This window comes from Flavobacterium sp. N1719, assembly GCF_025947045.1.
Classification (GTDB): domain Bacteria; phylum Bacteroidota; class Bacteroidia; order Flavobacteriales; family Flavobacteriaceae; genus Flavobacterium; species Flavobacterium stagni.
This window is the reverse complement of record NZ_CP109993.1, coordinates 208352-220985: the sequence shown is the minus strand read 5'-3', so window position 1 is coordinate 220985 and position 12634 is coordinate 208352. Positions and strand designations below refer to the sequence as shown.

Genomic DNA, 12634 nt, shown 5'->3' with positions numbered 1-12634 from the left:
AGACAAACATGAAAAATATATACTACCTCTTACTACTTTGTAGTTCTGGAATCCTTTTTGCGCAAAACATTCGTGTTGAAGGAACGGTTACTGAATCGGGAAAAACACCTTTGGAAATGGCCAACATTATGGCTGTCAATCAAGAAACCAAAGGCGTCGATTCCTATGCCATTACCAATGATAAAGGGAAATTTGCCTTGACTTTAAAAGCCAATACGACTTATGTACTCAAATTGAGTTACATCGGGATGCAAAACAAAGAAATCACTTTGCAAACCAAGGCTGAGAACATGACCCAAAACGTGGCCATGGAACCCGGCGGAATTCAGTTGGATGGCGTGGAAATCATCAAAGAAATGCCCGTTTCCATCAAAGGTGATACCATCATGTATAACGCCGATTCGTTTAAAAACGGTACGGAACGCAAGTTGGAAGATGTCTTGAAAAAGCTCCCCGGTGTTGAAGTCAATGCCGACGGAGAAGTGGAAGTGGAAGGAAAAAAAGTAACTAAATTAATGGTGGAAGGCAAAGATTTCTTTGACGGAGATACTAAACTTGGGGTGAAAAACATTCCCGCCGATGCCATTGATAAAGTACAAGTGTTACGCAATTACAATGAAAATTCGATTCTTAAAGGCGTAGAAAACAACCAAGACAATGTGGCGATGAACATCAAATTGAAAGAAGGTAAGAAAAACTTCTGGTTTGGTGATGTAACGGCTGCAGGCGGGTTCCAACCCCAAACGAAGTTCGATCGCTACAACGTCAATCCGAAGTTGTTTTATTACAATCCCAAATACAGCATTAATGTGATTACCAATATCAATAATATTGGGGAATTGCCCTTGACCATTCAAGATTATTTTAAAATGACAGGAGGCTTTCGAAACATGATGTCCAAAGGCGGAAGTAGCTTTAATGTGGGTTCGAATGACCTCGGAATTGCCATGTTGCGCAACAACCGTGCTAAAAGTATAGACACTAAATTTGGCGCCGTGAATTTTGCCATCAATCCTTCTAAAGCATGGACCATAAGTGGTTTCGGAATTTATTCAGGTTCGAAAACAGAAATGCTAACCCAAACCAATACGACCAATTTTGCCAACAATACCATCGCTAATACCACCGATTTATCCAAGCAAAACAGCAAATTTGGGTTGATGAAAGGAAGTGCAAGCTACAAGCCAAGCACCAAATTTCAAATGGATTATGATATTTTGGCAAAGCGTTCCGACCAACTTGAAAATGGGAATTTGAATCGGAATACCGTATCGGGAACATTTTCTTTTGATGAAAATATTAATACAGCCAAAAACCAACAGCCGACTTCCGTAAATCAGAATTTTGCCATTTACAGTACGCCCTCTGAAAAGCACGTGATTGCCTTTGAATTACAGCATTTGTATCAAAATGAAGATCCGTTTTACAATGCTAATTTGGCCACACAACCCTTTGCATTGAATGGCTATATTCCGCAAACTCGTAACGATTACAATCAGAACCGTTTGGTAAAAACCAATAAAGTGGATGCCAAAGTGGATTACTATTATATGGTTACCCCAAAAGCGAATTTGAATCTAACTCTTGGTAACACGTATTCGTACCAAAGTTTCAATTCGGCGATTTATCAAATTTTGGATAACGGTTCAGTCAATAATTTAACAGCGCCCGAGAATAACAATAACGTGACCTACAATTTCAACGATGTATTTTTAGGGGTGCATTATAAAATGTTGTACAAAAAATTCACGTTCAATCCGGGGGTAAGTTTCCATTATTACAACATGAATAATGTGCAGTTGGGTTCCGATTATAAGCAAAATTTTACGCGTATCTTACCTGATTTCTTCGCCCTTTACCAAATCAAAAAGGCAGAAACGCTAACTTATAATTTTGCCATTACCAATACATTTACGGATATTTCAAGATTGGCTGAAGGCTATATATTAAACAATTACAGCAGTTTGTCAAGTGGGAACCGTCGTTTGGAAAATGCCATGGCGCAAACCCATTCCTTGCGGTATTTCAAATACAACATGTTCAATTTCGAAAATATTTCGGGCTTTATTAACTACACTCGAAGTATTGATGCGATTAAATCACAAACGGTATTTAGTGGCGTGAATCAAATTTCGTCCCCGTTGAACAATTACAATTATGTGGATGAAACCTTAAGTGGAGCGGGTTCTTACGGTCGTTCGTTTTATAAATACTACAAAGCGTCTTTTTCAACCAATGTTAACTGGTCGAAGTTTTATAATTTCTTAGGAGGAACAAGTGCGTTATCGAAAAGTATCGCTCAAAACCACACGATTAAATTGGCAACCAATTACAAAAAAGTGCCCAATTTAGAAATTGGTTACACTTATTCAATTAGCGAATTTGAAAATCCCCGCAGCAAAACCAAATTCTTTACCGACAAACCTTTTGTGCGTTTGGAATACTATTTCTTGGATGCGTTCTCTTTGGTGTCAGAATATGAATTCTATCATTATTACAACGGCGATAAAACCGTCGATAATGAATACGATTTCTTGTCGGCCAGTTTCACCTACCAAAAGAAAGACAGCAAATGGGAATATAAAGTTTCAGCAACGAATATCTTGAACACCAAGGCGCTAAATGATAACTCGTTTGACCAATTCCGAGTGACCAATTCGCAATATTTCGTACAGCCACGTTATGTAATGCTTACGTTGAAATACAACTTATAAAAACAAAAAACCTGACTTGAAAGAGTCAGGTTTTTTTATGAACGTAATAACTAAGTGTTATAAATTAAAAGCCGCTTTTACTTTTTCAACGTGGTCTAATTTTTCCCAAGTAAACAATTCAACTTCTACGGTTTTCGATTGTCCATCAGGCGATTTGAAGGTTTTAGTCACCACTTCAGGCGTGCGTCCCATGTGACCATAGGCAGCCGTCTCACTGTAAATTGGGTTACGCAATTTCAAACGTTGTTCGATGTAGTACGGACGCATATCGAAAATCGTTTCTACAATTTTGCTAATGTCACCGTCTTTTAAGTCAACTTTAGCCGTACCGTAAGTGTTTACATTGATAGAGGTTGGTTTCGCTACACCAATCGCATACGATACTTGTACCAAAACTTCATCACACAATCCAGCAGCTACCAAGTTTTTTGCAATATGACGCGTAGCATACGCTGCAGAACGGTCTACTTTACTTGGGTCTTTTCCAGAGAATGCGCCACCACCGTGTGCCCCTTTTCCACCGTAAGTATCTACGATGATTTTACGACCTGTTAATCCCGTATCTCCGTGAGGTCCACCGATAACGAATTTACCCGTAGGGTTGATGTGGTACGTAATGTCGTCGTTGAATAAATGAGCGTATTGTGGGTATTTTGCTTTCACACGTGGAATCAAGATTTCAATCATGTCTTTCTTGATTTTTGCTAACATCGCTTCTTCTTGATCGAAGTCGTCGTGTTGGGTCGAAATCACAATCGCGTCAATACGTTGGGGTTTGTTATCGTCTGAATATTCCAAAGTTACTTGCGACTTTGCATCCGGACGTAAATACGTAATTTCATTGTTCTCGCGACGTAAATTTGCTAATTCGATCAACAAAGCATGCGATAAATCCAACGCCAACGGCATGTAATTGTTGGTTTCGTTTGTCGCATAACCAAACATCATCCCTTGGTCACCAGCCCCTTGCTCTTCTTTCGTCGCACGGTCTACCCCTTGGTTGATGTCAGCCGATTGTTCGTGAATGGCAGATAAAACCCCGCAAGAATTGGCTTCAAACATGTATTCGCTTTTGGTGTAACCAATTTTTTTGATCACATCACGAGCGATTTGTTGAACGTCTAAATAGGTGTTTGATTTTACTTCACCGGCTAAGATTACCTGTCCGGTCGTTACCAAAGTTTCACAAGCTACTTTGGATTCAGCATCAAATGCCAAAAAGTTGTCGATTAATGCGTCAGAAATCTGATCGGCTACTTTGTCTGGGTGTCCTTCACTTACCGACTCAGAAGTAAATAAATAAGCCATAATTATAACTTTAAAATTTTGTTTTATTAAGCTAAGAAGGGAAGGAAATGCGGTTGCAACAACTAAAGAAGGATCACTGCTTTAGCATTTTTTTACGAGGTTGCAATCAGATCAAATTTCTCCTCTTCTGTTTTTCGACTGCAAATTTATGAAAATCAATTTCAATAAATCTAAATATATCTTTAAATTTTTCGCAAACGTTTGCGCTTTTTTTCAAATTTTTATTTTGAAATCCCCGATTTCTTGTCTTACCTTTGCGATGTTCTTAATAATAATGGCGTTATCACGAAAGCGGGAGGGAATAGACCCTATGAACGCTTAGCAACCCCTCATTCCCTGAGGAAGGTGCTACATTCTATTCTGACCATGTTCAGAAAAAGATAACTTTGGAAATACCTCTCTTTCCTGATAACGCAATACAAGATTAGTTATCAGTATGCGTGTAAATATTAATGAAATTCTAAAACAGCGAATCCTCGTCCTCGATGGCGCCATGGGTACGATGTTACAACGCAATCAATTTGAGGAAGCCGACTTCCGAGGTGAGCGTTTCAAAGATTTTCCTCATCCTTTGAAAGGGAATAACGACTTGCTTTCCATTACCCAACCCGAGGCGGTAAAAGCCGTGCATCGTGCTTATTTTGAGGCCGGTGCCGACATCGTGGAAACCAATACCTTTTCGGGAACGACTATCGGGATGGCCGATTACCACATGGAAGATTTAGTCTACGAACTCAATTACCAATCCGCTAAAATAGCACGTGAGGTTGCCGATGAGTTTACCGATAAACCGCGTTTTGTGGCAGGTTCTATCGGTCCGACCAACCGTACTGCCAGTATGAGTCCGGATGTCAACGACCCTGGCTATCGTGCCGTAACCTTCGACGATTTGCGAATGGCTTACCGCCAACAAGTGGAAGCACTTATGGATGGGGGAGCCGACCTACTTTTGGTCGAAACCATATTTGATACACTGAACGCGAAAGCCGCCTTATTTGCTATCGAAGAAGTAAAAGAAGAACGCCAATCCGACATTCCCGTAATGGTTTCTGGAACCATTACCGATGCCTCAGGACGAACGTTGTCCGGGCAAACGGTGGAAGCGTTTTTGATATCGATTGCACACATTCCTTTGTTGAGTGTAGGCTTCAATTGTGCACTCGGAGCTGATCAATTGAAACCGTATTTAAAACGCTTGGGCCAACATACCCAACTCAATATTTCGGCGCATCCCAATGCCGGTTTGCCCAACGCTTTCGGTCAGTATGATCAAACACCCGAAGAAATGCAAGCTTTAATTCGCGAGTATTTGAATGAAAACTTGGTGAACATTATCGGTGGCTGTTGTGGGACTACCCCTGAGCATATTCGTGCGATTGCACAAGTGGCTGCCGAATTTAAACCGAGAACCGAGAGCAGTTTACAGTCATCAGTAGCCCGTTTATAAGTGCATTATGAGTAAGGAGATACCGACAACCGACAACCGACAACCGATAACCCAATATTTGCAATTATCCGGGTTAGAACCACTAATCATCACTCCAGAAACCAACTTTGTGAACGTAGGGGAACGGACCAATGTGACGGGTTCGCGTAAGTTTTTACGTTTGATTAAAGAAGGGAATTATGAAGCCGCCGTAGATATCGCACGCGCCCAAGTAGAAGGTGGTGCGCAAATCATCGACGTCAACATGGACGAAGGAATGCTTGATGGGGTAGAAGCCATGACCAAATTCCTAAATTTAATTGCCGCCGAACCCGATATTGCACGTGTTCCCGTGATGATCGACAGTTCGAAATGGGAAATTATTGAAGCCGGACTCAAAGTCATTCAAGGAAAAGGCGTCGTGAATTCGATTTCCTTGAAAGAAGGGGAAGCTGCTTTTATCCATCATGCCAAATTGATTAAACGTTACGGCGCTGCCGTGATTGTCATGGCTTTTGATGAGGTGGGACAAGCGGATACTTACGAACGTCGAATCGAAATCTGTAAACGCAGCTACGATATCTTGGTGCATCAAGTGGGTTTTCCGGCTACCGATATCATTTTTGATCCCAATATTTTTCCCGTTGCTACCGGTATGGAAGAACACCGCCGCAATGCGTTGGATTTCTTTTTAGCGACAAAATGGATTCGTGAAAATCTGCCTTATGCCCATGTTTCGGGTGGGGTGAGTAACGTGTCGTTTTCCTTCCGTGGGAATGACAAAGTGCGTGAAGCCATGCACTCGGCCTTTCTTTACCATGCCATCCAACACGGCATGACGATGGGTATTGTGAATCCGGAAATGCTGGAGATTTATGACGAAATTGACCCCGATTTACTCACCTATGTTGAAGATGTTTTGCTCGACCGTCGTGACGATGCGACAGAACGTTTGCTTGACTACGCCGAAAACTTAAAATCGGATACCAAAACCACGGATAAGATTGTTCAAGAATGGCGCAACGGTTCAGTACAAGAACGCCTTACGCATTCTTTAGTGAAAGGTTTGGACGAATTTATAGAGCAGGATGTGGAAGAAGCACGTCATTTGGTTGATAAACCCATCCAAGTCATCGAACAACATTTGATGAATGGGATGAATGTAGTCGGCGATTTGTTTGGATCGGGAAAAATGTTCTTGCCGCAAGTGGTGAAATCGGCTCGAGTCATGAAAAAAGCTGTAGCCTATTTGTTGCCATTTATTGAAGCCAGCAAAGACGGTCAGTCGGCAGGGGCTGGAAAAGTGCTCATGGCTACTGTAAAAGGCGACGTACACGATATCGGAAAAAACATCGTATCGGTGGTGTTGGCCTGTAATAACTTTGAAATTATCGACTTGGGGGTGATGGTACCGCCTGAGAAAATTATACAAACTGCTGTCGCTGAAAATGTAGACATCATCGGATTGAGTGGTTTGATTACACCGTCTTTGGACGAAATGGTCTATCTCGCCAAAGAGATGGAGCGCTTGAATATTTCCATCCCGATTATGATTGGAGGCGCAACGACTTCGCGTGCCCATACTGCCGTGAAGATTGCCCCCGAATACACGGGAAGTGTGGTGCATGTCAACGATGCCTCGCGTGCCGTAACAGTTGCGAGTAATTTGTTGCAACCCGAAAATAAAGTCACTTATGCCGAACAAATTCGGGAGGAATACGATCAATTGCGCGAAGGGTATTTGAACCGCAGTCGCGAAAAGGAGTTTTTGCGTCTCAGTGAAGCACGTGCGAATAAATTGCTTTTGGATTGGGACCAATACCAACCGGTACAGCCCAATTTTATTGGGGTACAAGAAGTGAAGGTAACCTTGGTAGAATTGGTGCCGTTTATCGACTGGACGCCGTTCTTCCATTCGTGGCAGTTGTTTGGGAAATATCCTGCGCTATTGAACGATGATGTTGTGGGCGAACAAGCGCAACAGCTATTTGACGATGCTCAAAAAATGTTGGCCCAAATCGTTGAGGAAAACTGGTTTACCGCCAAAGGATTGGTAGGTATTTTTCCCGCAAATACCGTCAACGATGATGATATCGAAGTGTTACCAACAACCGATAACCCACAACCTACAACTTTCCTCACCCTGCGTCAGCAGTCGAAAAAAACGGCGGGTGCGCCGAATATCGCGTTGGCCGACTTTATCGCACCCAAAGAAACGGGTGTGCAAGATTATATCGGGTGTTTTTGTGTGACGACGGGTTTTGGAGTGGATGAAAAAGCAGCCGTGTTTGAACAGGATTTGGACGATTACCAGGCGATTATGGTCAAAGCCTTGGGCGACCGATTGGCGGAGGCGTTTGCTGAATATTTGCATTGGAAGGTTCGGAAAGAAATTTGGGGCTATGCCAGCGACGAACAGTTGGATAACTTAGCCTTGATTGCCGAAGATTATAAGGGGATCCGACCCGCACCGGGCTATCCCGCTTGTCCCGACCATTTGGAAAAACCGACGATTTGGAAACTTTTGCAAGTGGAAGAGCGCATTGGAGTGACCTTGACCGAAAGTATGGCGATGTGGCCAGCGGCTTCGGTGTCGGGGTACTATTTTGCCCATCCAGAAAGCAAGTATTTTGGATTGGGGAAAATCAAAGCCGATCAGGTGGAAGATTACGCTCAGCGTCGTGGCGTTTCGGTGGAAGTGGCGCACAAATGGCTGGCGCCGAATGTGGCGGATTAGTGATTAGTGACTAGTGACTAGTGATTAGTAATTAGTGATTAGTAATTAGTGACTTGTTCCTATTCATCAGGAGTGATTGGTGCAGGGATTGCGCGAGGGGTAGAAGCAAGGTGCCGTGCACCGCGGATAACCCGACCCTGTGGGCGCAGTTTTACGAAATGAAGACCAAGGTGCTGCCACAGGGACGCGCCCAAAAAAACATTGAACATTAAACATTAAACATTAAACAAAAATTTCATGAAGGTAACCCAACATATCGAAAATGCCCAAGGAAAACCGTTGTTTTCTTTTGAGATTTTACCGCCGTTGAAAGGGCAGAATATCCAATCGATTTTTGACGGGATTGATCCGTTGATGGAATTTCAACCGCCGTTTATTGACGTGACCTACCACCGTGAGGAGTACGAATTTAAGGAGTTGGAGAACGGTTTGTTGCAAAAGAAAATTGTAAAAAAACGTCCGGGCACCGTAGGAATTTGTGCGGCCATTCAAGGGAAATACGACGTGGATGCGATTCCGCACGTACTGTGCGGCGGCTTTACCAAAGAAGATACGGAGAACTTGTTGATCGACTTGGACTTCCTCGGTATTGACAATGTGGTGGCGTTGCGCGGGGATGCGTTGAAAACGGAAACTTATTTCAAACCCGAGAAGGACGGGAATCATTATGCTTCGGATTTGGTGGAGCAAATTAGTAATTTGAACCGCGGCATTTATTTGGACGAAGACTTGAAAAATACCGCCAAAACCAATTTTTGTATCGGGGTGGCGGGCTATCCAGAAAAGCACATGGAAGCGCCGAGTTTGGATTCGGATATCCATTTCTTAAAACAAAAGATTAAGAATGGCGCCGATTATATCATCACGCAAATGTTTTTTGACAACCAAAAGTTTTTTGACTTTGTGGACAAATGTCGGAAAGCAGGTATTGAGGTGCCGATTATTCCCGGACTCAAACCGATTGCTACGAAGAAGCAATTGAACTTGATTCCGCACCGTTTCAGTCTGGAATTGCCCGACAGTTTGATTATGGAAGTGGTGCGCGCCAAAGACAACGATGCCGTGAAACAGATTGGTATTGAATGGTGCATTGCGCAGAGTAAAGAACTCTTGGCTGCGGGCGTTCCCGTGTTGCATTACTATTCGATGGGGAAAGCCGACAACATAAAGGCCATTGCCAAAGAGGTGTTTTAATCGCTACTAACTAACCCCTTTATATTTGAAAACCTGTTGCACTTCGGTGGGGCAGGTTTTTTTTAGACTTTAGTCGTTGGACATTAGACGTTAGAGGGTTGGGGTTTTAACTCATAATTCATAACTCATAACTTTTTGACTAAAAGGAGTTTCTATTATATTTGTAAAAAAAAGCGCCATGAAAAAACGGATTACTTTACTTATTTTATGCTGTACGTCATTTACGTTTGCCCAGTTGCTTTTGGATCCAACTTATGGCAATGGCGGAATTGTTGATACGGGATTGCCCTCGGGAAATGCCTATAACAGTGGAATTAGTGGGGTGTCGAATGCGAGTTATTTTTATCAAGATAGATCGGTGTTGATTCCGTATTCGTTGAATCCAAATTTTAGTATTCAGTTTCCGAATTTAGCGCCTACCATTGGCGTGAAGAAATATTTGGAGAATGGAAGTCTAGACCCGTCTTTTGGAACTAACGGTACCGCTTTGTTTACGTCCAATAATCATGCGGAGCGCTTTGATATTTCAGGGATTACGGTGCAAAATGATGGTAAAATCGTGTTGGTAGGGCGCAGTCATAATTTAGGGGGATTTACCACCGATTACCGCGTTTTTATCTGTCGTTTGAACGCCAATGGAACAAAAGATACCAGTTTTGGAACCAACGGCGTGACGATTCTCAATACCTATGTAGAAACCAGTGCCGATCCCAACGATGAGCGTTTGACAGATGTCACCGTAGACAGTCAGGGCCGAATTCTAGCTGTGGGTTACAATTATTGGTATTTGGGCGGAACCAATTACGATGGCAGTGGTTTGGCGATTCGTTTTACGGCGAATGGAGCGGTGGATACTACCTTTGGAGTGAACGGTATTTTTGAATCACCACTGACCGGCACCGATAGTTTTTCAAATATATACGCCGCCGATAATGGCGATTTTCTGTTGTTAGGGAATGTCGTCCCTTCGAGCACGAGTTCGAACCTAACCGTCATGCGAATCAATAGCAACGGAAGTTTGACAACTTGGTTCGGAACCAACGGTATTACCCAAATCAACTTCGGTGGAAAGACGTATCCCGGAAATTTGTTTGTACAATTCAATGGGAGTTTGATGGTGGCCGGACTCAATGTTACGAGCGGGTTGGCTTTTGCCAAGTTGGATCCCAACGGCGTTTTAGATCCCTCATTTAGTGGGGATGGAATGAGTTTCACCAATATTGCGGTGCCCAATCATTACACCATTGGGGCTGAAAATTACCCTGGAATCAGTTCGGATTTAATTGAGCAAATGCCCAACGGGCAATACATTCTGTGCATGACCGTGCGTCAGAGCAATTCCTACAATTACATTATTGCGCATTTGAATGAGGATACTACCTTATATTCGGCTTTCATGACCAATGGTTATTATTTGAATGATGTAACCGCTTGGGATTGGGCGCGAGCAGCACATTTACAAAATGACAATAAGTTGGTTGTTATGGTCAGCGCGATATTGTACCGCTACCAAGATTATATTTCGCTCAGTTCGCCAGAGGTGTCGTCACCATTACAAGCGTTCTATCCTAATCCGACAAAAACCAGTTTAGAATTGGGACAAACCTATGATGAGGTTATCCTTTTTGACGCATTAGGGAAACAAGTCTTCACCCGTAAACATGTCGAAACACTTGACTTGTCTTCGCTTGAAGCGGGGGTGTATTATGTCCAGGTCCAACTTGCTACTGGAGAACGCGTGACACGGAAAGTGGTGAAGGAATAAGGATTTATTTTCAATTCATGTGAAGAACTTAACATATGCGTATATTTCTTAAAGTATAATACAAAAAGCCAATTAAAAGAAGGGGAACCACAATTAATACGAAAGATAAATTACGACATCGTTTAGGGTGCTGTAAATTCCATTGTGGAATTTTGTAGAGAATATAACCATTCAAAACAAAATGCAATCCTAACCATATCATGAATCCAATGCCATTTTTAAATAATACAGACGCAATAAAGGTCACCAAAAGAATTAAGTAAATATTTTGAGGTGGTGTAAAGTTTTCTTTCATAAAGTAAAAATACGAAGAGAGAACAGACTATGTTGTTTGCTCTCATTTAAAATTTCAAATTTCAAATTCCCAATTTCTTTTATATTTGCTTCACTAAATTCCACTCATGCGCAAGAGTATCGTATTGGTTTTCTTTACAATTCAGGCCCTTTTCGCCCAGAAAAACGCCAATACACCGTCTTTTGAAGTCCGTTTTTTCAGAGGAAATGTCTTGCCGCATACTCCCGATTTGTACCATTTGCAAGGACATCCCGAAGGCATTCAATTCAATTATAACTTGCAAACCCACGGCGCACAAGAATGGCATGCGGCTTATAATTATCCATCGTATGGCGTGTATTTGTTGTACCAAGATTTCAACAACCGGTTCCTCGGACACAGTTGGGCCACAGGGACATATTTCCGATTTAATTTTTTAAAACGGCACCTCCAAGTCCAAACAGCCGCGGGTGTGGCGTATATGAACCAGCCGTATGACAAGGTGACCAATTCCAAAAACAAAGCGTTTGGGAGTACGCTTTTGGCCAATATCAACATCGGACTCGAGTACCACCAACCGTTGTTTCATAACCAACTAGACGTGTCGGCCGGATTGTTATTCACGCATTATTCCAACGGCCGTTCGAAGTCGCCCAACAGTGGTATCAATACATATGGACTCACGATCGGACTCGCTTACAACCTTCAAAAACCCGTTTCTAATTCGCCCGACACAACCAAAGTGAAGACGAATTACCGTGAAAAATTGCACTATAATTTTGTGTTCCGCACGGGGTTTAATGAGAGTTCGGTCGTCAACAGCGGCCGCCATCCGTTGTATCACCTCGGGGCTTATATCGACAAGCGTTTGAATCGCAAAAGCGGTGTGCAACTGGGAGCCGATCTTTTCCTTACCCAAAGTTTCAAAGACTTTATCAAATACAAATCTGCGGCTTACCCCGAAGATCATATCGACCCCAATACCGATTACAAACGTGCAGGTATTTTTGCGGGCTATGAATTGTACATCAACCGCTTGTCGCTTGAGGCTCAGGTGGGGTATTATTTTTATGATCCATTGCATAACGAAATTCCGGTGTATGACCGCATCGGATTAAAATATTATTGGACACCCAAAGTCTTTTCCGCCTTGAGTTTGAAAACCCACATGTTTCTGGCTGAGGCTATCGAATTTGGTCTAGGAATCCGTTTATAA

General features: G+C 42.6%; 7 protein-coding genes and 1 riboswitch. Of the genes, 6 read left to right on the top strand and 1 reads right to left on the bottom strand.

Annotated features, from left to right (window positions below; all coding sequences use genetic code 11):
- Positions 1 to 8 precede the first annotated feature (8 nt).
- Positions 9 to 2714, top strand: a complete 2706-nt coding sequence (locus OLM45_RS00785; protein ID WP_264511142.1) for a carboxypeptidase-like regulatory domain-containing protein — start codon at positions 9 to 11, stop codon at positions 2712 to 2714.
- A gap of 57 nt (positions 2715 to 2771) precedes the next feature.
- Here OLM45_RS00785 and metK read toward each other — a convergent pair whose 3' ends face one another.
- A complete protein-coding gene (gene metK, locus OLM45_RS00780) occupies positions 2772 to 4022 on the bottom strand; it encodes a methionine adenosyltransferase (protein ID WP_129461693.1) in 1251 nt (416 codons plus the stop codon).
- Between the two features lie 277 nt (positions 4023 to 4299).
- Positions 4300 to 4409, top strand: a riboswitch (SAM riboswitch).
- Between the two features lie 49 nt (positions 4410 to 4458).
- Here metK and OLM45_RS00775 point away from each other — a divergent pair.
- From OLM45_RS00775 to OLM45_RS00755, 5 genes are all read left to right on the top strand, one after another.
- Positions 4459 to 5469: a homocysteine S-methyltransferase family protein gene (locus tag OLM45_RS00775; protein ID WP_264511140.1), complete on the top strand. Its 1011-nt coding sequence runs from the start codon at positions 4459 to 4461 to the stop codon at positions 5467 to 5469.
- A gap of 7 nt (positions 5470 to 5476) precedes the next feature.
- Entirely contained in the window at positions 5477 to 8185 is a 2709-nt protein-coding gene (gene metH, locus OLM45_RS00770) for a methionine synthase (RefSeq protein ID WP_264511138.1), read from the top strand.
- 237 nt (positions 8186 to 8422) lie between these two features.
- Positions 8423 to 9379: a methylenetetrahydrofolate reductase [NAD(P)H] gene (metF, locus tag OLM45_RS00765; protein ID WP_264511137.1), complete on the top strand. Its 957-nt coding sequence runs from the start codon at positions 8423 to 8425 to the stop codon at positions 9377 to 9379.
- A gap of 178 nt (positions 9380 to 9557) precedes the next feature.
- Entirely contained in the window at positions 9558 to 11144 is a 1587-nt protein-coding gene (locus tag OLM45_RS00760) for a T9SS type A sorting domain-containing protein (RefSeq protein WP_264511135.1), read from the top strand.
- Between the two features lie 401 nt (positions 11145 to 11545).
- A complete protein-coding gene (locus OLM45_RS00755) occupies positions 11546 to 12634 on the top strand; it encodes an acyloxyacyl hydrolase (protein ID WP_264511133.1) in 1089 nt (362 codons plus the stop codon).